General features: G+C 57.8%; 24 protein-coding genes. 9 read left to right on the top strand and 15 right to left on the bottom strand.

Translation table 11 applies throughout. From position 1 onward, the window contains the following. Positions 1-60: 60 nt before the first annotated feature. Positions 61-741: a DUF1013 domain-containing protein gene (locus ACFSAG_RS11970; RefSeq protein WP_381515331.1), complete on the bottom strand. Its 681-nt coding sequence runs from the start codon at positions 739-741 to the stop codon at positions 61-63. A 287-nt stretch (positions 742-1,028) separates the two neighbouring features. On the opposite strand from ACFSAG_RS11970, the gene ACFSAG_RS11965 reads away from it, so the two are divergent. Beyond that, complete coding sequence (locus tag ACFSAG_RS11965) at positions 1,029-3,977, top strand: TonB-dependent receptor (RefSeq protein WP_381515047.1); 2,949 nt, start codon at positions 1,029-1,031, stop codon at positions 3,975-3,977. A gap of 59 nt (positions 3,978-4,036) precedes the next feature. Here ACFSAG_RS11965 and ACFSAG_RS11960 read toward each other — a convergent pair whose 3' ends face one another. Continuing rightward, positions 4,037-5,050 (bottom strand): NAD(P)H-quinone oxidoreductase, encoded by a 1,014-nt coding sequence (locus ACFSAG_RS11960; RefSeq protein ID WP_381515044.1) that lies wholly within the window; start codon positions 5,048-5,050, stop codon positions 4,037-4,039. A 58-nt stretch (positions 5,051-5,108) separates the two neighbouring features. On the opposite strand from ACFSAG_RS11960, the gene ACFSAG_RS11955 reads away from it, so the two are divergent. The 7 genes from ACFSAG_RS11955 (at position 5,109) to ACFSAG_RS11925 (ending at position 11,765) form a co-directional block, all read left to right on the top strand. Then, a complete protein-coding gene (locus ACFSAG_RS11955; RefSeq protein WP_381515042.1) occupies positions 5,109-5,309 on the top strand; it encodes a DUF1192 domain-containing protein in 201 nt (66 codons plus the stop codon). Positions 5,310-5,465: 156 nt separating this feature from the next. After that, positions 5,466-7,793 (top strand): ATP-dependent Clp protease ATP-binding subunit ClpA, encoded by a 2,328-nt coding sequence (gene clpA, locus ACFSAG_RS11950; RefSeq protein WP_381515039.1) that lies wholly within the window; start codon positions 5,466-5,468, stop codon positions 7,791-7,793. Between the two features lie 103 nt (positions 7,794-7,896). After that, entirely contained in the window at positions 7,897-8,664 is a 768-nt protein-coding gene (cobA, locus tag ACFSAG_RS11945; RefSeq protein WP_381515037.1) for a uroporphyrinogen-III C-methyltransferase, read from the top strand. Beyond that, entirely contained in the window at positions 8,661-8,957 is a 297-nt protein-coding gene (locus ACFSAG_RS11940; protein ID WP_374613430.1) for a DUF2849 domain-containing protein, read from the top strand. Before cobA ends, ACFSAG_RS11940 begins: the two co-directional genes overlap by 4 nt. A 1-nt stretch (position 8,958) precedes the next feature. Then, positions 8,959-10,590, top strand: coding sequence for a nitrite/sulfite reductase (locus tag ACFSAG_RS11935; protein ID WP_381515033.1), 1,632 nt, complete (start codon positions 8,959-8,961; stop codon positions 10,588-10,590). Beyond that, positions 10,583-10,996 (top strand): DUF934 domain-containing protein, encoded by a 414-nt coding sequence (locus ACFSAG_RS11930; protein ID WP_381515030.1) that lies wholly within the window; start codon positions 10,583-10,585, stop codon positions 10,994-10,996. Before ACFSAG_RS11935 ends, ACFSAG_RS11930 begins: the two co-directional genes overlap by 8 nt. After that, the gene (locus ACFSAG_RS11925) at positions 10,989-11,765 is read left to right on the top strand and encodes a phosphoadenylyl-sulfate reductase (protein ID WP_381515027.1); all 777 of its coding nucleotides are present in this window, start codon (positions 10,989-10,991) and stop codon (positions 11,763-11,765) included. Before ACFSAG_RS11930 ends, ACFSAG_RS11925 begins: the two co-directional genes overlap by 8 nt. A gap of 46 nt (positions 11,766-11,811) precedes the next feature. Here the strand turns inward: ACFSAG_RS11925 and ACFSAG_RS11920 are convergent, their stop codons facing one another. From ACFSAG_RS11920 to ACFSAG_RS11900, 5 genes are all read right to left on the bottom strand, one after another. After that, positions 11,812-12,345 (bottom strand): hypothetical protein, encoded by a 534-nt coding sequence (locus tag ACFSAG_RS11920; RefSeq protein WP_381515024.1) that lies wholly within the window; start codon positions 12,343-12,345, stop codon positions 11,812-11,814. Positions 12,346-12,459: 114 nt separating this feature from the next. Next, positions 12,460-13,008 carry a hypothetical protein gene (locus ACFSAG_RS11915; protein ID WP_374613420.1) on the bottom strand — a complete coding sequence of 183 codons (549 nt, stop codon included), beginning with the start codon at positions 13,006-13,008 and terminating at the stop codon, positions 12,460-12,462. A 130-nt stretch (positions 13,009-13,138) separates the two neighbouring features. Beyond that, entirely contained in the window at positions 13,139-13,789 is a 651-nt protein-coding gene (locus tag ACFSAG_RS11910; RefSeq protein WP_381515021.1) for a class I SAM-dependent methyltransferase, read from the bottom strand. After that, positions 13,773-15,905: a prolyl oligopeptidase family serine peptidase gene (locus ACFSAG_RS11905; protein WP_381515019.1), complete on the bottom strand. Its 2,133-nt coding sequence runs from the start codon at positions 15,903-15,905 to the stop codon at positions 13,773-13,775. The genes ACFSAG_RS11910 and ACFSAG_RS11905 overlap by 17 nt, the downstream gene beginning before the upstream one ends. 137 nt (positions 15,906-16,042) lie before the next feature. Further along, positions 16,043-17,104 carry a winged helix-turn-helix domain-containing protein gene (locus ACFSAG_RS11900; RefSeq protein ID WP_381515016.1) on the bottom strand — a complete coding sequence of 354 codons (1,062 nt, stop codon included), beginning with the start codon at positions 17,102-17,104 and terminating at the stop codon, positions 16,043-16,045. An 87-nt stretch (positions 17,105-17,191) separates the two neighbouring features. Between ACFSAG_RS11900 and ACFSAG_RS11895 the strand changes: the two genes are divergently transcribed. Next, positions 17,192-17,734 (top strand): hypothetical protein, encoded by a 543-nt coding sequence (locus ACFSAG_RS11895; protein ID WP_381515013.1) that lies wholly within the window; start codon positions 17,192-17,194, stop codon positions 17,732-17,734. A gap of 59 nt (positions 17,735-17,793) precedes the next feature. Here the strand turns inward: ACFSAG_RS11895 and rplQ are convergent, their stop codons facing one another. The 8 genes from rplQ to ACFSAG_RS11855 all read right to left on the bottom strand — a co-directional run bounded on the left by rplQ (position 17,794) and on the right by ACFSAG_RS11855 (position 23,313). Further along, a complete protein-coding gene (gene rplQ, locus ACFSAG_RS11890) occupies positions 17,794-18,210 on the bottom strand; it encodes a 50S ribosomal protein L17 (RefSeq protein ID WP_381515010.1) in 417 nt (138 codons plus the stop codon). A 111-nt stretch (positions 18,211-18,321) separates the two neighbouring features. Continuing rightward, positions 18,322-19,383, bottom strand: a complete 1,062-nt coding sequence (locus ACFSAG_RS11885; protein WP_374613410.1) for a DNA-directed RNA polymerase subunit alpha — start codon at positions 19,381-19,383, stop codon at positions 18,322-18,324. A gap of 103 nt (positions 19,384-19,486) precedes the next feature. Beyond that, positions 19,487-19,876, bottom strand: coding sequence for a 30S ribosomal protein S11 (rpsK, locus tag ACFSAG_RS11880; protein WP_298605419.1), 390 nt, complete (start codon positions 19,874-19,876; stop codon positions 19,487-19,489). Between the two features lie 47 nt (positions 19,877-19,923). Continuing rightward, on the bottom strand, positions 19,924-20,292 hold the full coding sequence (rpsM, locus tag ACFSAG_RS11875; protein ID WP_298605420.1) for a 30S ribosomal protein S13: 369 nt from the start codon (positions 20,290-20,292) through the stop codon (positions 19,924-19,926). A gap of 188 nt (positions 20,293-20,480) precedes the next feature. Continuing rightward, entirely contained in the window at positions 20,481-21,386 is a 906-nt protein-coding gene (gene rimK, locus ACFSAG_RS11870; RefSeq protein ID WP_374613408.1) for a 30S ribosomal protein S6--L-glutamate ligase, read from the bottom strand. Continuing rightward, entirely contained in the window at positions 21,383-21,847 is a 465-nt protein-coding gene (locus ACFSAG_RS11865; protein WP_381515004.1) for an ATP-dependent zinc protease family protein, read from the bottom strand. Before ACFSAG_RS11865 ends, rimK begins: the two co-directional genes overlap by 4 nt. Before the next feature lie 35 nt (positions 21,848-21,882). After that, positions 21,883-22,608 (bottom strand): hypothetical protein, encoded by a 726-nt coding sequence (locus ACFSAG_RS11860; RefSeq protein ID WP_381515001.1) that lies wholly within the window; start codon positions 22,606-22,608, stop codon positions 21,883-21,885. Positions 22,609-22,668: 60 nt separating this feature from the next. Further along, positions 22,669-23,313 carry an adenylate kinase gene (locus tag ACFSAG_RS11855; RefSeq protein WP_374613660.1) on the bottom strand — a complete coding sequence of 215 codons (645 nt, stop codon included), beginning with the start codon at positions 23,311-23,313 and terminating at the stop codon, positions 22,669-22,671. Positions 23,314-23,339: the final 26 nt, after the last annotated feature.

Below are 23,339 nucleotides of genomic sequence, written 5' to 3'. Positions count from 1 at the left end.
CGACTGCCTGCCCCATACGTCACCACAGCGCAATGGTGACGTTAGGGAAGGTCGTCGAGATTATTCGCCGGTCTTCTTGAACAGCGTTTCTGCAGTCAGTTCGACAGGGGCCTCTTCTTCGCCATGCAGCGCTTCTTCGGCGGCACGCTTGGCTTCGTCGCGCTCGTTGCGCAACTGTTCCAGCAGCGCTTCCTTGTCGCCGGCGAAGCGGGTGTCATCAGCGGCCTTGTCTTCGAGGCCGGCCTTCTTGGCGGCGCGTGCGACGATCGCGTCAAGTTCGCGCTGCGAGCAAAGTCCCAGCGTTACCGGGTCCTTCGGCTGGATTTCGCTGATGTTCCAGTGGCTGCGTTCGCGGATCGCCTGGATCGTGTTGCGCGTGGTGCCGATCAGCTTGCAAATCGCACCGTCCGAAATTTCGGGGTGGTTGCGCAGCAGCCATGCAATGCCATCGGGCTTGTCCTGACGCTTCGATACCGGGGTATAACGCGGGCCCTTGGTGCGGCGAACCTGCTCCGGACCCTTGCTGATCTTGAGCGAATAATCAGGATCGGCCTGGCCCTTTTCGATTTCTTCCATCGAAAGCTCGCCAGCGCGAACGGGATCGCGACCGGTATATTTGGTGCCGGTCATGTCGTCAGCCATTGCCTGCACCTCAAGGATGTGCAGACCGCAAAATTCGGCGATCTGCTGAAAGCTGAGCGCGGTGTTGTCGACCAGCCATGCTGCGGTCGCGTGCGGCATCAGGGGAACTAGTCCGTTCTGGGCCATGTCTGATTCTCCAATAAATAGGGCCGCCCCTTACCGGAGCGGCCTGAACATGGCTGCCGCTTAGGCCAAAGCCGCCCTTACGGCAAGCGACATTCGTGCGACACTGGTCGGATAACTCTGCATTCCTATGCAGGAAAGGCTTGACTGCCTTAAATGCGCACTTAACACTACGCATTGCCAAAGGTTTGAGGAGACCTTCGAAGACGCAATTTGATTTCATGACATCACAGTCTCGTAGCAATTAATGGAGGGAGAAGACCATGCGTAAGCTACATCTGATAAGTGCGACTGCGCTTGCCGTTTCGATGGCAATGCCAGCCTATGCACAAACCACACCACAAGCCGATGATGAGGACACCGGCTTCAGGGAAGAAATCGTTGTCACGGCACAGCGACAGGCACAAAGCCTGCAAGACGTTCCAATTGCCGTATCGGCATTTTCAACCGAAGCGCTGGAGCGACAGCAGATCGACAATCCGCAAGAATTGCAACTTGCACTGCCGAGCACGTCGATCACATACGGAAACTTCTCGGGCACCAACATCACCATTCGCGGCATCGGTTCGCCGGTGGTTGCAGCGTCTGGCGACGCAGGTGTCGCCATCCACTTCAACGATATGCCGTTGATCGGCAGTCGCATCTTCGATTCCGAATTTTATGATCTGGAACGCCTCGAAGTATTGCGCGGCCCTCAAGGGACTCTATTTGGACGCAACGCGACAGCGGGCGTTTTCAACATCATCACCGCCAAGCCGGATCTGAACGCATTTGCGGCCGCTGGCGAAGCCTCTTACGGAAAATATAACACGATACAGGCCAAGGGCATGGTCAATGTGCCGATCGGCGATATCGCCGGTGTCAGGCTGGCTGGCATGTACCTGAAACGCGACGGGTATACGAAGAATCTCAACACCGGAAATGACATTGACGGCCGAGATTATTATTCCGTTCGCGGTTCCTTCAAGCTGGAACCCAGCGATTCAACGAAATTCACCGTAACGGCCCAGTATTTTAAGGAAGACAGCAACCGCTCACGTGGTCAGAAACAGCTGTGCGCTACGGATGTCACTGCCATTCTCGGTTGCCGCCCCGACCAGGAAGCCTTTCAGGTCATCAATGGCGACTCTACGGCTGTCGGGACATTGGGAAGCCGTGAGTTCCTGACGATCGCAGGATTTGGTCCCTTGGCGGCTTTCGGACTGGGCAGTGTTTACGGAGACGATGGACACTCCTACGATACGGCGATCAATCCGACCAATGTTCGGCGAGTCGCAGTTGACTTCGAGCCCTTCTGGAAATCCGACCAGTTGACGATCAGTGCAGAACTGGAGCAGAGCTTCGGAGACCTGACGGCCACATTGACCGGTGGCTATTCTGAGAACGAATATTCATCCAGCCTTGATTATAACCTGACAACGACGCGCAGCCTCGCCAATAATCCTGGCCTAGTTGCATTGCGGGCCGCCGGTGCTGGCGGAAACCCCATTGCGCAAGCAATATTGAGGTCAGGTGCATTCCGAGGAAACCAGCTTTGCGCTTCAGCGTTTGACCCGTTGCATGCAGGCTCGATCGGCGGACGAGTGCAATCGTGCGCCGATAATACGACCGAGTTCGATTATTCCGGGGGCAAGAACAAACAATGGTCGATTGAAGGACGTCTGGCATCTGATTTTGATGGTCCCTTCAACTTCCTGTTGGGCGGTCTGTATCTTGAGAGCACAGGGCGAAATATTGATTATGCGGTCATGGCCTCTGGCTTCGACTACATGTCAACGTTCCTCGGTGTCGTCACAGCGCTGGGTGCCGGCCTTCCATCGCTGGACTACGCTTTGGCCCCGCCATTCTTTCACAGCAATACGGACAAAGCCCATTTGAAAACCTACGGTTTGTTCGGTGAGGTCTATTTTGACTTGGCTGACAATTTGAAGGTGACGGGTGGCCTGAGATACTCGAATGACAAAAAATATATTCGGGCTCGCCAGCCGTTCCTAAACGTACTCGTCCCTTATGGAACGACCGACGTTAATTCGATACTGGCAAACTTCGACGGAGACAGTTCGAAACCAGGACAACAGGAATTTGCCATACAATCTGGCACGTTCGACGAAATAACGGGACGCGTTGTTGTTGACTGGAAACCTGATGTCTCCTTCACGGACGACACACTGGTTTATGCAAGTTACACGCGTGGTTATAAGCCCGGTGGATTTAATCCGCCTTACGATCCAAACTTGTTCCCGCCCATTCCGTTGACATTCGACGGAGAGCTTATCGATGCTTTCGAAATCGGGACCAAAAACAGCTTCATTGGCGGTCATCTGCAGCTCAATGCAACCGGCTTCTATTACAAATATAATGGCTTTCAAGTCAGCCGGATCATCAACCGTACATCGTTCAATGACAATACGGACGCAACGATCTACGGGGTCGAACTGGAAGCAATCGTTAGACCGGTAAGGGAATTCACGGTCAATGCCAGCCTTTCCTATCTCAAAACCGAGATCGCCGACTTTAATACAGTAGACACGCGAAATCCTTCCAATGGACGTAGCGATGTGGTGATCATCAAGGATCTGCAAAGCGCTGCTAACTGCGTCGTTGCTCCCGCTGTCGCTGGAAGTGTTCCCATTGCCAACACGCTGGCGCTTGTAAACGGGTTCAATGCTGTTGCCGGAGGCGGCCTGATCAGGCCTGCAGTCCAGGTACCCGGAACAAACTCCTTTGGTGCCTTCTCACTTTGCGGCGCATTGGGCAGCTTCATTCGCGCCAATACTCCCGCAGGTACCTACCTGTTTGACGCGGGCGCGGGCGGTGGCTTCTTCCTGCCTGGCGGTGTGGAACGCAACCTGAAAGGTAATGAACTAGCCAACTCGCCAAACTTTAAATTCTCTGTTGGCGCTCAGTATGACATTAAAACCAACAGTGGCTGGACCATTACGCCGCGTGCAGACCTGTACTTCACGGGTAATGCATGGGGCAGCAATTTTAATACAATCCGCGATCGTATTAAGTCATATGAAATTGTCAGCACACAGCTGACTGTCTCTGGACCAGAAGACAAGTTTTATGCGCGGGCATTTGTATCGAACTTGTTCAACTCGCAGGCGATCACAGGCAAGTATATTACAGACCCGTCATCGGGCCTGTTCACAAATATCTACACGCTGGATCCGCGCACCTACGGCGTTGCGGTAGGTTTCCGGTTCTGACCTGAGCCGGTAGCGCAAACATCAAACCCCGGAGGAAACTCCGGGGTTTTTTGTTGCCTTCAGGCCAGCAATATAATCTTTCCGACAAAATCACCGCTTTCCATCAGCCGATGCGCGGCGGCGGCTTCGGTCAAAGGAAAGGACTGGGCCATTTCCGGCCGCAGTCGCCCCTCGACTACATCCGGCCAGACATTCCGGTAAATTTCCTGCGCCAGCAACGCCTTGAATGCGTTCGAACGCGGGCGCAGCGTCGATCCGGTCAACGTCAGGCGGCGGCTCATCACCTGCGCCATGTTGATTTCGGCAACCAGCCCGCCCTGCACCGCTATCGTCACATGCCGGCCATCTTCACGCAGGCATTTGAGGTTGCGGGGAACATAGCTACCCGCGACCATGTCGAGCACGAGATGCACCCCCTGCCCGTCGGTAATCTTGCTGACCTCTTCAACGAAATCGCTTGCTTTGTAATCAATCGCGTGGTCCGCACCGATTGAGAGAGCGGCTGCGCATTTATCCGCAGAACCGCAGGTCACAATCACCTTCAATCCGAACAGCTTGCCCAATTTGATGGCCATTGTGCCAATCCCGCTGGTGCCGCCATGAACAAGGATGGTCTCACCTTCGCGCGCATATCCGCGTTCGAATACATTGTGCCATACTGTCATCAGCGTTTCAGGAATGGCCGCGGCTTCCTCCATCGATAGCGACGGCGGCACCGCCCAGCACACGTCCGCACGGGCGATGCAATATTCGGCATAGCCTCCACCTGCTACCAACGCGCAAACCTTTTGCCCCATACGCTCAGTCGCAACGCCAGGGCCGATGGCGACGACCGTCCCCGATATTTCGAGCCCGGGTAGGTCGCTTGCACCCGGCGGCGCGGGATAAAGACCCATGCGCTGGACGACATCGGGGCGGTTCACCCCGGCGGCTGCAACCTTCACCAGCACTTCGCCTTCGCCCGGCACCGGCACCGGCCTTTGGCACGGCACAAGCACGTCTGGCCCACCGGGTGCGGAAATTTCTATCGCGGTCATCATGTCAGGCAAAGCCACGGCTACCCCCTTGGCCATTTCATTCGAAAAGCGGCGGCATATTGACAGCGGCGAAGGTCCAGTCAACACTCGCGCCATGGATATGGATGATAATTTGCCGCTACGCGGTTCCGATCCGCTGAAGCTGCTGCTACGCGAAGACCTTGATCCTTTGTCGATTGACGAGCTCAAGGAACGGATCGAGCTTCTGAAAGGCGAAATCGCACGGTGCGAAGCCAAGATCGGCGCGGCATCCAGCCATAGAAGCGCTGCCGATGCACTGTTCCGGAAAGGCTGAACGCCGTTCCGTTAAGCGTTTATCCGCAACATTTCGGCAACCATTTTCAGGAAAAATCGAAAACCGCCGCAAGTGCGGTTGAAAAGCGTCGTTAAAAGGGCGACATTGCATCTGCGGGGCAACCGGCGGTCGGGGGCGCTGCCACGGAGTTATCAAATGCCCAGTTTTGCTGAATCGCTTGAAGCCACGCTGCATAACGCATTGAAAAATGCGGCTGAGCGCGCGCATGAATATGCAACGCTGGAGCATTTGTTGCTGGCGCTAATCGACGATCCCGATGCATCCAAGGTGATGCAGGCATGCGGAGTCGACCTGGGTGAACTCAGCGATACGGTGATCCAGTATCTCGACAACGAACTCGAAAGCCTGAAGGTCGGTGGCAATGTTGATCCATCGCCTACCAGCGGCTTCCAGCGCGTGGTGCAGCGTGCCATCCTGCATGTGCAGAGTTCGGGCAAGGATGTCGTCACAGGTGCCAATGTGCTGGTGGCGCTTTTCTCGGAACGCGAGAGCTATGCCGTCTATTTCCTGCAACAACAGGATATGAGCCGCCTCGATGCCGTCAGCTATATCAGCCACGGCATCGGCAAGGATGGCAAGCTCGTCGAGCAGCGCCCAGTCGAAGGCACCGAAGAGCGCAAGGAAGAAGCCGCGGCCGATGGCAAGGACAAAAAGGGTAAGGAAGGTGCGCTTGAACAGTTCACCGTCAACCTCAACGAAAAGGCAAAGCAGGGTCGTATCGATCCGCTGATCGGCCGCAGCGAAGAGGTGGACCGCACGGTTCAGATCCTGTGCCGCCGTTCGAAGAACAACCCGCTTTATGTAGGCGAACCCGGCGTCGGGAAAACCGCAATTGCCGAAGGCCTTGCTCGCCGCATCGTCGAAAAGCAGGTGCCCGAAGTATTACTGCCGGCTGTCATCTACTCGCTCGATATGGGTGCGCTGCTAGCCGGCACGCGATATCGCGGTGATTTCGAAGAACGGTTGAAGGCAGTGGTTTCGGAACTTGAAAAGCTGCCGCACGCGATATTGTTCATCGATGAAATCCACACCGTAATCGGTGCGGGTGCCACCAGCGGCGGCGCAATGGATGCATCGAACCTGCTCAAGCCTGCTCTTTCGGGCGGAACAATTCGCTGCATTGGTTCAACAACTTACAAGGAGTTCCGCAACCATTTCGAAAAGGATCGTGCGCTGCTGCGTCGGTTCCAGAAGATCGACGTTAACGAACCGACCATCGACGATACGATCAAGATCCTCGCTGGCCTGCGCAGCGCGTTTGAAGAGCATCACAAGGTCAAATACACCCCCGATGCGTTGAAGGCTGCGGTCGAATTGTCGGCGCGCTACATCAACGACCGCAAGCTGCCGGACAAGGCCATCGACGTGATCGACGAGGTTGGGGCGATGCAGATGCTGGTGCCGCCGTCAAAGCGTCGCAAGCTGATTACGCCCAAGGAAATCGAGGCTGTGATCGCCACCATCGCGCGCATCCCGCCCAAAAATGTCTCGACCGATGATCGCGCCGCCCTCGGCAACCTTGAGGCGGACCTGAAGCGCGTCGTCTTCGGGCAGGACAAGGCCATCGAAGTGCTGTCCTCGGCGATCAAGCTCAGCCGTGCCGGCCTGCGCGATCCGGACAAGCCGATCGGCAACTACCTGTTCAGCGGACCCACCGGCGTCGGCAAGACCGAAGTTGCGCGCCAGTTGGCATCCATCCTCGGCATTCCGCTGAAGCGGTTCGACATGTCGGAATATATGGAACGGCATAGCGTTTCCCGCCTCATCGGTGCGCCTCCGGGTTATGTCGGGTTCGACCAAGGCGGTTTACTGACCGATGCGGTCGACCAAAACCCGCATTGCGTGCTGCTGCTCGATGAAATCGAAAAGGCGCATCCCGATCTGTTCAACATCCTGCTGCAAGTGATGGATAATGGCCGCCTGACCGATCATCACGGCAAGACGGTGGATTTCCGCAATGTCATCCTGATCATGACGACCAATGCCGGTGCCAGCGATATGGCGAAGGAAGGCATCGGTTTCGGCACCAATATCAGCAAGGAAGATGCAGGCGAGGAAGCGGTGAAAGCGATGTTCGCCCCCGAATTCCGCAACCGCCTCGATGCCACCGTGCCCTTTGGCTACCTGCCGCCAGAGGTTGTCGCGATGGTGGTCGACAAGTTCATCCTGCAGCTCGAGCTCCAGCTCGCGGACCAGAATGTCCATATCAAGCTCGACGACGAAGCTCGCTCCTGGCTCACCGAGCGTGGCTATGACAAGCTCTATGGTGCCCGCCCAATGGGCCGCGTGATCCAGGAAAAGATCAAGCAGCCGCTGGCCGACGAATTGCTGTTCGGCAAGCTGGTGAATGGCGGTGAGGTGGCGGTCCATATCAAGGACAACCAGCCGGTGTTCGAGGTGACTCCTGCGGCACCCAAGGCTGGAAAACCCAAAAAGCCGAAGAAGAAGGTCAAGACCGACTGAAGCCTTCGCAGCGGATAAGGACGGTAGGGCGCTAAAGCCGCCCTATCCCCCCGCCAACATATCCTGATTTGGCCTTTGCCGCGCCAAGGCGCATCTTGGCAGCATGGAAAAAGGCACAGTCTATCTGGTCGGCGCAGGCCCGGGTGATCCCGATTTGCTGACAGTCAAAGCCGCGCGGCTGATCGCCGCCGCGGATGTTGTCGTGCATGACGGGCTGGTCGACGATACGATATTGGCGCTCACACGCGCCGATGCGCGTTTGATTTCGGTCGCGAAGCAGCGCAGCCGCCACTCCGTTCCGCAGGAAGGCATCAACGCCATTCTGGTGCGCGAAGCGCTGGCAGGACATGCTGTCCTGCGCCTGAAGGGCGGCGATCCCTTCATCTTCGGGCGCGGCGGCGAAGAGGTCGATGCCTGCCGCGATGCGGGCGTTCCGGTTGAAGTCATTCCCGGAATCTCGGCGGCGGTTGCGGGTGGTGCGCAAACTCTCCTCCCCCTCACCCATCGCGATGCATCCAGCGCGGTCACCTTTGTCGCGGGGCAGTGCAAGGGATTGAGCGACCAGAATTGGGCAGGCCTCGCTGGCAAGGGCCGCACGCTTGTCATCTATATGGGCGTCGCGACTGCTGACGACATAAGCGAGAAATTGATTGCCGACGGGCTTTCCCCCGACACGCCCGTCGCCGTGCTGGAGCGTGTGGGCCGTAAAGACGGCCGCGCGCTCCGCACCATTTTAACCGACCTTGGCGGAATGATCGCGCGCGAAGCCGTCCGGTCGCCTGCCATCATTATTGTGGGTGATGTGGTGCTGATGTCCAATGCCGAAGACCGGCTGGCAGCACTTGCCCGTGAAGCGGAGTATCTTGCGTGAAATTGTTGACTGGAAATGATCTCGCCTCTGGCGCGGTGACTTGGTGGACCGGCAATGGCTGGTCGATCCATGTCGAGGATGCCGTCGATGTCGGCGAAAGCGGCGATGCAATCTTGCATGCCGAAGAAGGCGCGCGCCGCGTGAATGCGCCTTACATTATCGAAGCTGTTTCCACGCCGGAAGGCCCGCGCCCTGCGCACATCAAGGATCGTGTGCGCGCACTCGGTCCGACCGTCCGTCCCGACCTGACTTTGAAACCTGCCGACCCTGCTGCCGGCGATTGGGTGATTTGAAATGTATAAATATGACAATTACGATCAGGCGATCGTCGATGCACGCGTCGAGGAATTTCGCGATCAGGTGAAACGCCGTCTTGCCGGTGAAATCACCGAAGACCAGTTCAAGCCACTGCGGCTGATGAACGGCCTCTATCTGCAACTGCACGCCTATATGCTGCGCGTCGCCATCCCCTATGGCACACTCGACAGTCGCCAGATGCGGATGCTGGCGCATATCGCGCGCAAATATGACCGCGATTACGGCCATTTCACCACCCGCCAGAATATCCAATATAACTGGATCAAGCTGGAAGAATGCGCTGACCTACTCGCCGAACTGGCGTCGGTCGAAATGCACGCAATCCAGACCAGCGGCAATTGCATCCGCAACATCAGTTCTGACCAATATGCCGGTGCAGCCGCCGACGAAGTGGCCGATCCCCGCCCCTGGGCGGAGCTGTTGCGCCAGTGGAGCACCTTCCACCCCGAATTCAGCTACCTGCCGCGCAAGTTCAAGATTGCCGTCATCGCTGCCGATGAAGATCGTGCGGCAATGCGCCTCCACGATATCGGCATCCAGCTGGTCAATCGCGATGGTAAGTTGGGCGCTGCCTTCTATGTCGGCGGCGGCATGGGCCGCACGCCGATGATCGCGCCGCTGATCAAGGATTATGTGCCGATCGAGGATTTCCTCAGCTATGCCGAGGCCTGCCTGCGCGTCTACAACCGCTATGGCCGCCGCGACAATATCTACAAGGCGCGCATCAAGATCCTCGTCCACGAAATCGGTGCCGACGAATATCGCCGCCAGGTTGAGGAAGAATTCGCCCATGTGAAGACGCTGGGCATCGATCCGCCGGCTGCCGAACTGGAACGCATTGCCGCTTATTTCGCGCCACCAGCGTTCGAAGCTGGCCTCAGCGACGAAATAGAGCGCAGCGATCCCGATTTCGCGGTGTGGCTTGACCAGAATGTGAAGCCGCACAAGCAGGCGGGTTATGCCATCGTCAATATCAGCCTGAAGCCGATCGGCGGCATTCCGGGTGATGCCTCCTCGGCACAGATCGACGTGATGGCTGATCTTGCCGAGAAATACAGCTTTGACGAATTGCGCGTCACCCATGCGCAAAACATCGTGCTGCCGCATGTCGCCAAGCGCGATCTTTATGCCGTCTGGCAAGCGCTCAACGCGGCGGAACTGGCCAATGCCAATCTTGACCTGATCAGCGATATCATTGCCTGCCCGGGCCTCGATTATTGCAGCCTTGCCAATGCCCGTTCAATCCCGATCGCGCAAAAGATTGCGAAGCGCTTTGCCGATCCGGCGCGCCAGCGCGACCTGGGCGAACTGAAGCTCAAGATTTCGGGCTGCATCAATGCCTGCGGGCACCACCATGCGGGCCATATCGGCATTTTGGGCGTCGATCGCAAAGGCGTCGAAAACTACCAGCTCACGCTGGGTGGATCGGGCGCCGAAGATGTCTCGATCGGCAAGATCACCGGCCCCGGATTTGACGAGGACGGTATTGTCGATGCGGTCGAGCGCGCAACCGACAAATATAAGGAACTGCGCGAGCCCGGGGAACGCTTCGTCGATACCTATCGCCGCGTAGGCATGGAACCGTTCAAGGAGGCGATTTATGGTTGAGCATCATGCAGCTGAGGGCGAAGAGCCCGCCGTCACGCTCGACGCATTCCTTGACCAGTCGAATGCCACCGCAGTGCGCCTGGAGCCCGATGACGATGCGCGCGCGCTGATCCCGCATCTGGACCGGCTGGCGCTGATCGAAATTGCCTTCCCCAAATTCCGCGACGGTCGCGGCTACAGCTCCGCACGCATCCTGCGCGAAGCTGGGTATACGGGTGAACTGCGTGCGCAAGGCGATGTTCTGGTTGACCAGATCGCCTTCATGAAGCGTTGCGGCTTCGACAGCTTCTCACCCGAAGCCCCGTTGAACCAGGCCGATGTCGAAGCGGCCTTGTCGCGCTATGACCATGTCTATCAGGGCGCAGCCGATGCTGCCGTTCCCGTATGGAAATTGCGGCATGGCTGAGCAGATCGTCCGCACGCCCGACCGTATCGACGCCGCACCTCGCTATAGCGAGACGGATGCGATCCGCCTGAACCATATGTTCCGTGGGCGGGACACGGTCGAGATGCTGGAAATCCTGCTCAAGGAAAATATGCTGGGCGATGTTGCCATCGTATCGAGTTTCGGCGCGGAAAGCGCGATTTTGCTACACCTGATTGCGAGCATCGATCCAACGGTGCCGGTGCTATTCCTCGACACGGGCAAGCATTTTCCCGAAACGATTACCTATAAGGAAGAGCTGCGCCAGCAACTGGGGCTTCAAGATCTGCGCGATCTGAAGCCGGACGCAGATCTGTTGCAGCAGAAGGACGGCAATGGCCTGCGCTGGTCTTATGACCCCGATGGCTGCTGCGAAATCCGCAAGGTCTTGCCGTTGAAGCAGGCTCTGGCGGGTTTCGACGCGCAGTTCACCGGTCGCAAGGCATTCCAATCCTCGACGCGCAGCGCGCTGCCCCGTTTCGAGGTCGAAGATGGCCGACTGAAGGTCAATCCGCTCGCCGATTGGAGCAAGGAACGGCTCGACGCCTATATGGTGGAAAACAACCTTCCCGCGCACCCCTTGGTCGAACTTGGCTATCCGTCAATTGGCTGTTCGCCGTGCACCAGCAAGGTCGCACCGGGCGAAGACCCGCGCTCTGGTCGCTGGAAGGGTTGGGACAAGACCGAATGCGGCATCCACACCGCGGTGACGCCGCTCGATGATGATGGCGCCAACGATCCGGTATTTTGAATTGAACGTCGCCCCTGAGCTGACAGAGGCGACGTTCGATTATTGATTAGATTTCCCGATCACCGATCCGGATGTCATCCACGCGTCCGTCACTAACCGTGCAGACGAAATTGTCGTTGCCGATTTCACCCTCGATCCGCCAACCATCGCCTTCGCGCGTTACCGAAGCGATTTCATCCACGCGTCCGTTGTTGGTGCGTTCCGCTGCGTCGGTACAGGCACTGACCGCGCTGCCGACATCATCATTGCCGCGAAAGCTGGGTTCGGGTTCGCGATCATAATCAGCACTGCGCGGATATTCATCGTCGCTTCGGTTGCGACGATTCTTTTCCGCGGAATCTGCGACCGCTGCAATCGCAGCGATCAGGCCGATACCCAGGATCACATCGCCAGCATCGACATCAAGCCGGCGTTTGCGCCAATGGCGATGGTGATAGTCCGCCGCTTCGCCATAATAGGTCGTGCCGTCGATTGCTTTCACCGAAGTGGTGACGCCGGTTGCGGCGATAGCTGGAAGCGGCGTGGTCGCGACCATTGCCGACAGGCCAGCCGCCAAAGCTGCCTTGCTGAACTTGTTCATTTAAACCTCCTGCAAAAGGAGGGGATTCACCCCTGTTTGTTGCAAAGATGGGCGGCCCAGCCTGTCACCAAGCTGAACCACCCGTTGAATTTACGAAAGTTTGCGTGTCACCGATCAGCGCCAGCGATCCAGTCCGCGATAATCGACATCGACAACCCGTCCGCGCTCAACATAGCAGGTGAACCTGCCCTTGTCGTAGCCGCGATTATAATGGTTGCCATAGCCACGACCACGCCAGCCATCCTTCACAACGACATTGCCTTGGACGCGATAGCCGTAACGCGTGCGATCAATGTCGTAGATGCGGGTCACGTCGCTTCGGCTGTAACGGTTGCCCCAGTTTTCAACAGCGTTGACACACTGGCTGACTGCTGATCGGCTACCGCCATAGCGGTTGTTATAGCCATATCCGCGGTCATAACGGTCGCCATAGCGCCTGTCGTAGCGGTCGTCATAATAACCGCGATTATTGTACCCACGATCATCATCGGCACTTGCGATTACCGCGGCAAGTCCGCCAAGGATCACGGCACCGGCGATCACTTCGCCTGCGCTGATCCCATCATTGTCGCGATGATCGCGAGCTTGGGCGGGGGCGGCGGTGCTGACCAGGGCCGCAGCTGCGGCACCGGCGCTGAGCAGGCTCTTGGTCAAAATCTTCATCGTCATTCTCCTTTTCGGCGGCTGGATGATTCCCGCCGTCGAACAGGATTTATGCGATTCGAAATGATGCGTTGCTGAATCGACTTGTCAGCGATTGTTCAGAAAAAGACGCATTTTGATGAACAATCGTTCAAATGCGGGCTTCGCCCCACTCGATCCAGCTGAACGGTCGGGGTGATTTCGGCATATAGCCCTTGTCGCCCCCGCCAACCTTGAAACCTGCCGCTTCATAGGCCGAGGTGATGGGGCGGGTCAGGTGGCAATTGCCACCAATCCGCTTCCAGATCGGCTCAATCCGCCTTTGCCATTTGCGCACATCTTCGTCGGGAGCGCTGCCATGTTCGAGGAACAATATCTTGCCGCCCGGGCGCAGCACGCGGCGCATTTCGGCAAGCACCTGTTTCTGGTCATCGACCGAGCAGAGCGTGAAGGTACACAGCACAGTGTCGAAGCTCTCACTGGCAAAGGGTATTGCCTCCCCAACGCCGCCGCGAATGTCAGCTTCAATACCAATGGCCTGGGCGGCCTCGCGCGATCGATCGAGCAGACCTGCCGAAGGGTCAACACCCGAAAAGCTTTTGAGCCGCGCCGGATCGTAAAACGCCATGTTGATCCCGCCACCGCAGCCAAGTTCGAGCACGTCACCTTCTGCCTTGGGAACAATTCGGCTGCGCGCCTTCATGATCTGCGGCTGGGCGCAAGCGCAACCGATAAGCTTTGGAACCATGACCCGTTCCCACCAACCGGCGGGGCGGGGTTGCCATTCACTTTGCTGCGTCATCCTCCAACTCCAATCCTGTCCATTTGGCTAGAAAGCCATAAACGTCCGAATATTCCTCAATCAGCTTGTCTGTTGGTTTGCCAGACCCATGCCCTGCCCGCGTTTCGATGCGGATGATATGCGGTTTTGGCCCGGCGTTTGCTGCCTGAAGTGCAGCCGTATATTTGAAACTGTGGCCGGGCACGACGCGATCGTCGGTGTCCGCGGTGGTTACGATCATTGCCGGATATTCGACCCCGGACTTGATGTTGTGATAAGGCGAATAGCCGAGCAGATTGCGGAAATCGGTTTCCTTGTTCGGATAACCATAATCATCCACCCAATAACGACCAGCGGTGAAGCGGTCGAAACGCAGCATATCCATCACCCCCACGGCGGCATGGCCGGCCGCAAACAGATCAGGCCGCTGGTTCACCACCGCGCCGACCAGCAAACCGCCATTGGAGCGGCCTTCGATCGCCAGTTTGCCCTTGGCCGATATCCCTTGCTGGATCAGATACTCCCCCGCCGCGATAAAATCGTCGAACACATTCTGTTTGTTGAGCAGGCGTCCGGCATCATGCCACGCTTTTCCATATTCGCTGCCACCGCGGATATTGGCGAGTGCGAACACGCCGCCGGATTCAATCCACGCCATCCGCCGCGCATCGAATGTCGGTAATTGCGCGACGTTGAACCCGCCATAGGCGTAGAGCAAGGTCGGCGCACCTTTTGAAAGGTCGAGGTCCTTTTTGTGCACGATGAACATCGGCACCTTGGTGCCATCCTTCGATACGTAGAAATGTTGCTCGATCGCAATCGAGGCCGGATCGAAACTCAATTCCGGTCGGCCAAAAATGCTGCTTTTGCCGGTCAGGGAATTGAAGCGATAGATCGTGCTGGGCTGATTGAAGCTGGAAAAGGCGTAGAAGGTTTCGGGATCGCCGGGTTTGCCCGAAAAGCCGGAAGCAGTGCCAATCGAATTCAGGCTGATGGTTTGCAGCGGGGTGCCATCGAGTGCCGTCATCTCGGCAATCGACGTCGCGTTTTGCAGATAGGATAGCACCAGCCGGTCGCCGACAATCTGTGCACGCGCCAAAGGCTCGCTACGCTCGGGAACGACGTCTTTGAAAACAGGCTCCCCATCGCCCAGATCAACTCGGACGATTTTCAGCTTCGGCGCATCCTTGTTGGTGATGAACCACAATTGATTGCCAACACCTTCGACCAGCTGCCAGTCATGATCGAGCCCCGGAACCAGCGTACGCGGTTTCCACTGATCGATCGGCAATGTTTTGCCCTTGCCATTCGAAATCGGGATCAGGGTGATCTCATATTTCTCGTCGGTGCCTTTCGATGACGTAATCACCACCCAGCGATTATCATGCGTGACCTGCGCGCTATGGCCCAGCTTTGGTCTGTCCAGGGTTGCATAGATGGCGATGTCTTCAGCCTGACTTGTGCCGATGCGGTGGAAATAAAGCGTCTGGTTTTCGTTCAGAGCCTGAAATTCCTGCCCCTTCGCGGGTTCTGCAAAGCGCGAATAGAGGAACCCTTCATTCCCGACCCATGCGATATTGGTGAATTTCGCCCAGCGGATTTCATCCCCCAGTTGCGCGCCGGTCTTCACGTCAACAACCTTGATCGTCCGCCAATCCGAACCGCCGTCCTGTATTGCGTAGGCAAGCAGTTTGCCGTCGGGTGATGGCTCCCACTGGTCAAGGGCAGTCGCGGCATCTTTTGCCCAGGCATTGGGATCGATGAGGACGCGATCCTTACCCCTCAGCCCGTTGCGGTAATATAGCGGCGACTGGTTTTGCAGTCCGTCATTCTTGGTGAAGAAATACCGTCCGCCTGCCTTTTGCGGCAGTCCGTAACGCTGGTAATCGAACAGCGCTTTCATCCGCGCCTTGAGCGCATCACGACCAGGAAGGTTGGACAGGTAAGCACGGGAAACCTGGTTCTGTCCCGCCACCCATTCGGCCACCGCCGGATTGACGCGCACATCATCTTCAAGCCAGCGAAAGGGATCGGCAACTTTCACACCGAACTGTTCTTCGATCACATCAAGCTTGCGTGTTTCGGGATAGGACAGCGCGGTTGAGCCGCCTGCATGGGCAACAGTGGAAGCAGTCATGGCAAATATGCCCAACAGCAACGAAACACGCATGAAATCATCAACCTCTTTCACCCGGAACCAAGTTAGCTGAGCGTAAGGCGAACCAGCCGGGCTTGCCAATAATTTCTGTGCGATTTTGGCTGTTTGTTTAGGCCTTACCGAGGCGCTGTCCATCGACGTTCGGCGTGCACAATCATCGAAGAGAGGCAGATGCAGAAAAGCATGCCCTCCAAACCCGCCGAAAGCGCTTCGCTGAACGGTCCGAAACCAGCCTCCCCCAGTGCTGCACCCAAAGGCGCAAGCCTCAGCCCCGCCGCTTCGAATTGTTGGGTCAAGGCTTCGAGGCTGCCGCCAAGCAACTTGCCACCGGCAAGCGAAATCGCTGTCCCTGCGCCAAACCCGATCAGCGATGGCAATGCCAAACGGCTAAGGATGGAAGCAGACCCGCGGTGACGGCGTGCGACGGCAAGCGCCAATCCCGTAGCCGCGCCCAAAGCTGCGCCTTCCGAGGCACCAGTAAATTCAACTGGCGCTGCACCCAGCAGCAGGTTGAAGGCATCGACACCCAGCAGTTTGGCAAAGGCACCAACCGCCAACCCGCCTGCTGCCCCGCCGATAATTGGTCCTATCCAATCCCGCTGCACCCACTTGTCAGCAGTCGCTATGCCAAAACCGACCGCTGCAGCCCCAATTGTCGCCAAAATCATCGTCAGCAGCCACAGGACCAGCAGCGCCGACAATGCCCCGCCCCCGCTGGCGGCTCCCAATGCTGCAGCAAATCCATAGAGCAACCCGCCGATCACGCCGGCGATGGCACCGCCGGCCGTTCCAGCAAGACCGGTTACCAGAAAACGCTGCAACGCTGTGTAAGAAGCCGCGGTTTTGGGAACCTCGGTAGGGTGAAACTCGACCGCCGCGATGAAGCGATAGCCATGTTTGGGAACGGTTTCGATGAAGCGCGGGCTGGCGGCATCATCGTCCAGCGCCTTGCGCAACATCTTGATGCACTGGGTGAGCGCCTCGTCCGTCACCGGAATACCTTGCCACACTTCGTCGAGGAATCGATCCTTGGTGACCAGCGCGCCTGCATCGCGCACCAAGAGGTGCAAGGCATCGAGATATCTGCTGTTGAGTTCGACCGGCCGGCCATTTCGCGCCAGCAGACGGTTTTCGGGATGGAGCAGAAAATCGCCAAAGCGAAATGCGTCATTCGCCATTTTTCACCGATTGCTCACAACTTGCTCATGCCTTTGCGGCTCATGCTTCCTAATTGGCGTGCCTCAACCATTTAAGGGAACAAGGCAATGGAAAATGGACGAACGGCTTTGGAAAGGCCGAAGCGGAACCTGTGGCGTATCATCGGCTGGGGAACGGCAACCGCACTTGTGTTCGCGCCCGCTGTGGCCATGCAGTTCACGAGCGAAGTCAATTGGACGCCGAGCGATTTCGGTTTTGCAGCGATGCTGTTCGGCGCGCTCGGCCTCGGTATCGAACTCGCTGTGCGGATGACACCCGATCGCTTTTATCGTGCCGGCGCATTCTTCGCCCTGCTGTCGGCGTTCATGGTCTTTTGGGCCAATGGCGCTGTCGGCATGATCGGCAATGAGGATAATCCCATCAACTTGCTGTTCATTGGTGTTATCCTGATCGCGCTGGTGGGGGCGATAATGTCGCGATTTGGCAAGGACGGAATGGCGCTCGCAATGTTCACCGCAGGTACGGTTCAGGCGAGCATTGCGACGATCTTCGGCATCCTCGGCAGTGACTTTCGCGGCGGCGTATTTACGTTAGTGCTATCGAGCCTGTGGATCCTGTCGGGTGCTTTGTTCAAGGCGAGCCGCGCATAGACCATCGAAAAAGGGCGGCTCCAACCGGAACCGCCCTTTGAATTTCGTTTAAAGAGCTATCAAGCCGCTTCGTCGAGATCCGCTTCAACCGGGCCCGAGTCCTGGCCTTTGGCCGAAACATCGCGGTCTACCAGTTCGATGATCGCCATCGGCGATGCGTCCGACGCACGGTAGCCGGCCTTGATGATGCGGGTGTAGCCGCCATTGCGGTCAGCATAACGCTCTGCAAGCACGTCAAACAGCTTGGCAAGCTGCGCGTCGTCCATCAGGCGGCTCTGCGCGAGGCGGCGGTTCGAAAGACCACCCTTCTTGGCAAGCGTGATCAGCTTTTCGACATAGGGGCGAAGTTCCTTCGCCTTGGCAACGCCGGTGGTGATCTGTTCGTGCTTGATAAGCGAAGCCGCCATGTTGCGCAGCATCGCAATGCGATGGCTGCTGGTGCGGTTCAGTTTACGATGGCCTACTTTATGGCGCATGATCTTTTCCTTCGTTCGTTATGGACCCGTGTCAGGTAGTCCGTACCAGGCCGTTTTGCGGGTGGCCCATTGCCCGTTTTCCTCCCCGCGAACGGGGAGGAGAATTCAGGTTCAGCCCAGCAGTTCTTGTTCGAGCTTCTTGGCCATTTCTTCGATATTCTCAGGCGGCCAGCCCGGAATGTCCATGCCGAGGCGCAGGCCCATCGACGAGAGGACTTCCTTGATCTCGTTGAGCGACTTGCGGCCGAAGTTCGGCGTGCGCAGCATCTCGGCTTCGCTCTTCTGAACGAGGTCGCCGATATAGATGATGTTGTCGTTTTTGAGGCAGTTGGCCGAACGGACCGACAGTTCAAGCTCGTCGACCTTCTTGAGAAGGTAACGGTTGAGCTGGTTCGCGTCCGATTCCTCGCTCGAAGCCGGAGCGGCAGCAAGGCCGATCATCGGCGACGAAGCAGCCATCGACTCTTCGAAGTGGACGAAGACTTGCAGCTGGTCCTGAAGGATGCGGGCCGCATAAGCGACTGCGTCTTCCGGGGTAACCGTACCGTCAGTTTCAACGGTAAGGTTCAGCTTATCGAAGTCCAGTTCCTGACCGATACGCGCATTGTCGATCTTGTAAGCGACCTGGCGGACCGGCGAATAGAGCGAGTCGACCGGGATAAGGCCGATCGGCGCATCTGCGGGACGATTGGCAACAGCAGGCACATAACCTTTGCCGGTGTCGGCAGTGATTTCCATGTTCAGCGTTGCACCATCATCGAGGTGGCAGATGACCAGTTCCGGGTTCATCACCTGGATGTCACCGGTAACCGCGATGTCGCCAGCCTTTACGGTGGCGGGGCCGGTAGCCGAAAGCTGCATGCGCTTCGGGCCTTCGCCTTCCATCTTCAGGGCAACCTGCTTGATGTTGAGGACGATGTCGGTGACGTCTTCACGCACGCCGGCGAGCGACGAGAATTCGTGAAGGACATTTTCGATCTTGATCGAGGTGATCGCTGCACCCTGCAGCGACGAAAGCAGCACGCGACGCAGCGCGTTGCCGAGCGTAAGGCCAAAACCACGCTCGAGAGGTTCGGCGACGAAGGTTGCCTTGCGACGTGCGTCGCCAGCGGGCTTCACTTCGAGGCCCATGGGCTTTTTCAATTCCTGCCAGTTCTTCATGTTGACGGACATGGATTTCCCCTAGGTTGGGCGGGATCGGTGTATTGGTGCACCTTACCGAACCGCCTTGAAAATGAAGGACGCGGACCGACCGGCCCGCACCCTTGAAACGGCTTCAGACGCGGCGACGCTTCGAAGGACGCACGCCATTGTGCGGGATCGGCGTCACGTCGCGGATCGAGGTGATGGTGAAGCCGACAGCCTGCAGGGCGCGCAATGCGCTCTCGCGGCCCGAACCGGGACCCTTCACTTCGACTTCGAGCGTGCGAACGCCATGTTCCGCAGCCTTCTTGCCGGCGTCTTCTGCGGCTACCTGGGCGGCATAGGGAGTCGACTTGCGGCTGCCCTTGAAGCCCATCATGCCTGCCGACGACCAGCTGATGGCATTGCCCTGAGCGTCGGTGATGGTGATCATCGTGTTGTTGAAGCTGGCGTTGACGTGGGCAACACCTGCCGAGATATTCTTGCGTTCGCGCCGTTTGATGCGCTGTGGTTCGCGTGCCATTTTGCTCTATCCTGTCTGTATCTGGGAAAAGCTGCGGAGACCCGCGCTTACTTCTTCTTACCGGCGATGGGCTTCGCCTTGCCCTTGCGGGTGCGCGCATTGGTGTGCGTGCGCTGGCCGCGGACAGGAAGACCCTTACGATGACGCAGGCCGCGATAGCATGCGAGGTCCATCAAACGCTTGATGTTCATCGCAGTGTTACGGCGAAGGTCACCTTCGACGGTGTGGTCGGCGTCGATCGTTTCACGGATCTTCAGGACTTCGGCGTCCGAAAGATCCTGCACCCGGCGGGTGTGATCGATTCCCAGTTTGTCGGCAATTTCGACCGCCTTGGTGCGGCCAATGCCATGGATGTAGGTGAGCGCAATGATAACGCGCTTGTTTGTAGGTAGGTTAACCCCGGCAATACGTGCCAATTTCTTGCTCCTTGCTCCACAGGGTCCGGTTAGGAACCCTATCTCAACGCGAAAGTGATGGGCCGACAACGCAGAAAAAACCAGCGGGCGCAAAAAAGCGCTGCTGGTTTTACCAGTGTTTCGGATGCACTCCCTTTACGGTGAGTCGGAGCAGGTGTCAAGCCGCGCTCCGCCGTCGTCCTTCATGCTCAACCACTGCCCTTGGTGCGCGTCTTGCCGGCGACTGCATTGTCCTCGATGAACTGGATGATCTTGGTTGCGATATCCTTGTTCGTCGCCTTTTCGATGCCTTCAAGGCCAGGCGAGCTGTTCACTTCCATGATCACCGGGCCGTGGTTGGATCGCAGCATATCCACACCTGCGACATTGAGGCCTAGCGCCCGTGCCGCGCGAACCGCGGTCGAACGCTCTTCGGGAGTAATCTTGATGGCGCTCGCCGTTCCGCCGCGGTGCAGGTTTGACCGGAAGTCGCCTTCGGCACCCTGCCGTTCCATCGCCGCGACCACCTTGTTGCCGATGACGAATGCGCGGATGTCGCTGCCTTTCGCTTCCTTGATGAATTCCTGAACCAGGATGTTCACATTGGCCCCGCGAAACGCCTCAATCACCGAACGTGCGCTATTCTCGGTTTCGGCCAAGACCACTCCGATGCCCTGCGTTCCTTCGAGCAGCTTGATGACGACCGGCGCACCGCCGACCATCTGGATGACTTCACCCGTCTGGCGCGGATCATGGGCGAATGCCGTCACCGGCAGTCCCAGCCCCTTGCGCGCCAAAATCTGCAGGCTGCGCAGCTTGTCGCGTGAACGTCCGATCGCGACGCTTTCGTTGAGCGGCCAGATCTTCATCATCTCAAACTGGCGCAGCACAGCCAGCCCGTAAAAGGTAACCGACGCGCCGATGCGCGGGATTACCGCATCATAGCGCTTGATCTTTTCGCCCTGGTAGAACGCCTCTGGTCGGTGCGAGGTGATGTTCATCGTCACCCGCAGCGTGTTCAATATATCGATTTCATGCCCCCGCGCCCGTGCCGCTTCGGCAAGGCGTTGGTGCGAATAAAGCCCGGCGTTACGCGCGAGCATTGCGATCTTCATCTTTCCTCCGACGGTGCGGGCTTTCCCAGCACCCATTTACGTCCGCTGTTCACGACCAGCAGGCCGCGGCGCAATGCCCGTCGCCCAACAAGGACGGGAAAGGCCATCGACCGGCGGTTCGCCAGCGTCAGCTGTGATTTCCAGCATAATCTGCCGAGGCAGATTTGCGTTTCTATGACAAAGCGATGTTGCCGCTCTCCGTTCGAACTGCGCACCTGCCGCCGATCCACCAATGGGGCTTCGAAACGGCGAGGCTTGTCTCCCGGAAAAGGGCGAAACCAGAATTCAACCCATTCCTTGCCGTCTTTTTCAAACGGCCTGACACGGGTTGCATGGATTGACGAGGTAGCGGCACCCGTATCCATTTTCGCATGGATTGCGGCGAGCCCCAGCCCCGGCAAGTCGACCAGTTCGCACCAGCCGATTTCAGCCTTTGCACGCACCGGTTTTTTGCGCCGCAAGCGGGGCATAGCAGAAGGTGCGTGCATCGCGCGGTTTATTCTGGCTGTTCTGAACTTCCGGAGTCATCCGGCTCAACCTTTTCAGGTTCCCCCGCTTTCTCCGGTTCAATTTCGTTGACCGTTGCCTCAAGGTCGGTTGCCTTTTCCGGTTTCGTGGCATCGGCACCGTCTTCGCCCGCCGGCTTTGCGGCCGTATCATTGCCCACGACCTTGCCCAACGGCTTGATCAGCCGTTCAAACTGGTCGCGCAGCATTCCGTCCGCTGCGGGAGCAATGTCTGCAGTCTTGAAGCGCATATAGCCGCCGACAACATAGGAAAAGCTGATGCGGGTACCTGCACCATTCTTCAGCGGTTCCATGGCGATGGTCAGTGTTGCATTGACGGCCTCTGCCTGGAACGGGCCCAGTCCGCCGGTCATCCGCAAAACCTTCGCGGGTTGCGCGAATATCACCCGCATGTGTTCGACACTACCTTTGGTGACGAACTTGCCGTCCTTGTCCTTTTCCTGGAACAGTTCGCAGAAGCAGCCGCCTGCCTGCGGATCGATGTAGAAGCCTTCGGTGCTGCCAGACCAACTATGCGCCGGATTCCACCAGTCCTTCGGGGCAAGCAGGCGCTTCCAAACGTCCTCCGGTTTGGCCAGTACATCGGCGGCGTGGAGGGTGGAGAAGCCTTGCTCAGTCAGGGTCTTGACCTCTGCTTGTGCAGGAGCCGCGAACAGCGCCAGCGATGTGGCGCCCATTGCTATATATTTGATCATGCGCCTTGATAGCCGTGCAGTCCCCTGCTCCGCAATGCGGATTGCAATAGGGGCTGAGGCTTAGCCTAAAATAGCTGCGATTGCCTTAGTCACATCGTCGATATCGGCCATGCCATCAACCTTGCTTACCAATCCGCGCGCTTCATAGATCGGCAGGATCGGTTGGGTCTTGGCGCGATATTCGGCCATGCGGGTGCGCACGGTTTCTTCATTATCGTCCGGACGGCGCTTGAACTCGGTTGAACCGCATTTGTCGCAGACGCCATCCTTGGCGGGCTTCTTGAACGTGTCGTGATAACCTTCGCCGCAATTGGCGCAGGTGAAACGGCCCACAATGCGTTCGACCAGCTTGTCTTCGTCTACCGCCAGTTCGATCACATGGTGCAGCGTGCGGTTGCGCGCTTCCAATATGCCGTCGAGCGAGTGGGCCTGTGCCTCAGTGCGTGGATAGCCGTCAAAGATCACACCGGTTTCAGGGCCCAGTTGGTCAAGCGCTTCACCGATGATTCCGGAGACGATCTCGTCCGAAACCAGCTCGCCCGCATCCATCACAGCCTTGGCCTTGAGGCCGATTGGCGTACCAGCCTTCACCGCCGCGCGTAGCATATCACCGGTCGACAGCTGCACCATGCCGCGCGTGTCTACCAATATGCCTGCCTGCGTTCCCTTGCCGGCACCCGGAGGGCCGAGAAGAATGATGTTCAGCGTCTTGCTCACTTTGCCCCGTCCCT

This window comes from Sphingorhabdus buctiana (genome assembly GCF_042680825.1).
Taxonomy (GTDB): Bacteria; Pseudomonadota; Alphaproteobacteria; order Sphingomonadales; family Sphingomonadaceae; genus Sphingorhabdus_B; species Sphingorhabdus_B buctiana.
This window is presented reverse-complemented; position numbering and strand designations above follow the sequence as displayed.

Excerpts from the sequence above, each read along its gene's own strand:
- ACFSAG_RS11925 (WP_381515027.1), top strand. The coding sequence starts at position 10,989 with ATGGCTGAGCAGATCGTCCGCACGCCCGACCGTATCGACGCCGCACCT.
- ACFSAG_RS11910 (WP_381515021.1), bottom strand. The coding sequence starts at position 13,789 with ATGACGCAGCAAAGTGAATGGCAACCCCGCCCCGCCGGTTGGTGGGAA.
- ACFSAG_RS11885 (WP_374613410.1), bottom strand. The coding sequence starts at position 19,383 with ATGTCCGTCAACATGAAGAACTGGCAGGAATTGAAAAAGCCCATGGGC.
- ACFSAG_RS11955 (WP_381515042.1), top strand. The coding sequence starts at position 5,109 with ATGGATATGGATGATAATTTGCCGCTACGCGGTTCCGATCCGCTGAAG.
- rplQ (WP_381515010.1), bottom strand. The coding sequence starts at position 18,210 with ATGCGCCATAAAGTAGGCCATCGTAAACTGAACCGCACCAGCAGCCAT.
- ACFSAG_RS11895 (WP_381515013.1), top strand. The coding sequence starts at position 17,192 with ATGGAAAATGGACGAACGGCTTTGGAAAGGCCGAAGCGGAACCTGTGG.
- rimK (WP_374613408.1), bottom strand. The coding sequence starts at position 21,386 with ATGAAGATCGCAATGCTCGCGCGTAACGCCGGGCTTTATTCGCACCAA.
- cobA (WP_381515037.1), top strand. The coding sequence starts at position 7,897 with ATGGAAAAAGGCACAGTCTATCTGGTCGGCGCAGGCCCGGGTGATCCC.
- ACFSAG_RS11960 (WP_381515044.1), bottom strand. The coding sequence starts at position 5,050 with ATGGCCAAGGGGGTAGCCGTGGCTTTGCCTGACATGATGACCGCGATA.
- ACFSAG_RS11970 (WP_381515331.1), bottom strand. The coding sequence starts at position 741 with ATGCCGCACGCGACCGCAGCATGGCTGGTCGACAACACCGCGCTCAGC.
- rpsK (WP_298605419.1), bottom strand. The coding sequence starts at position 19,876 with ATGGCACGCGAACCACAGCGCATCAAACGGCGCGAACGCAAGAATATC.
- ACFSAG_RS11935 (WP_381515033.1), top strand. The coding sequence starts at position 8,959 with ATGTATAAATATGACAATTACGATCAGGCGATCGTCGATGCACGCGTC.
- ACFSAG_RS11900 (WP_381515016.1), bottom strand. The coding sequence starts at position 17,104 with ATGGCGAATGACGCATTTCGCTTTGGCGATTTTCTGCTCCATCCCGAA.
- clpA (WP_381515039.1), top strand. The coding sequence starts at position 5,466 with ATGCCCAGTTTTGCTGAATCGCTTGAAGCCACGCTGCATAACGCATTG.
- ACFSAG_RS11915 (WP_374613420.1), bottom strand. The coding sequence starts at position 13,008 with ATGAAGATTTTGACCAAGAGCCTGCTCAGCGCCGGTGCCGCAGCTGCG.
- ACFSAG_RS11965 (WP_381515047.1), top strand. The coding sequence starts at position 1,029 with ATGCGTAAGCTACATCTGATAAGTGCGACTGCGCTTGCCGTTTCGATG.
- ACFSAG_RS11930 (WP_381515030.1), top strand. The coding sequence starts at position 10,583 with ATGGTTGAGCATCATGCAGCTGAGGGCGAAGAGCCCGCCGTCACGCTC.
- ACFSAG_RS11905 (WP_381515019.1), bottom strand. The coding sequence starts at position 15,905 with ATGACTGCTTCCACTGTTGCCCATGCAGGCGGCTCAACCGCGCTGTCC.
- ACFSAG_RS11920 (WP_381515024.1), bottom strand. The coding sequence starts at position 12,345 with ATGAACAAGTTCAGCAAGGCAGCTTTGGCGGCTGGCCTGTCGGCAATG.
- ACFSAG_RS11860 (WP_381515001.1), bottom strand. The coding sequence starts at position 22,608 with ATGATCAAATATATAGCAATGGGCGCCACATCGCTGGCGCTGTTCGCG.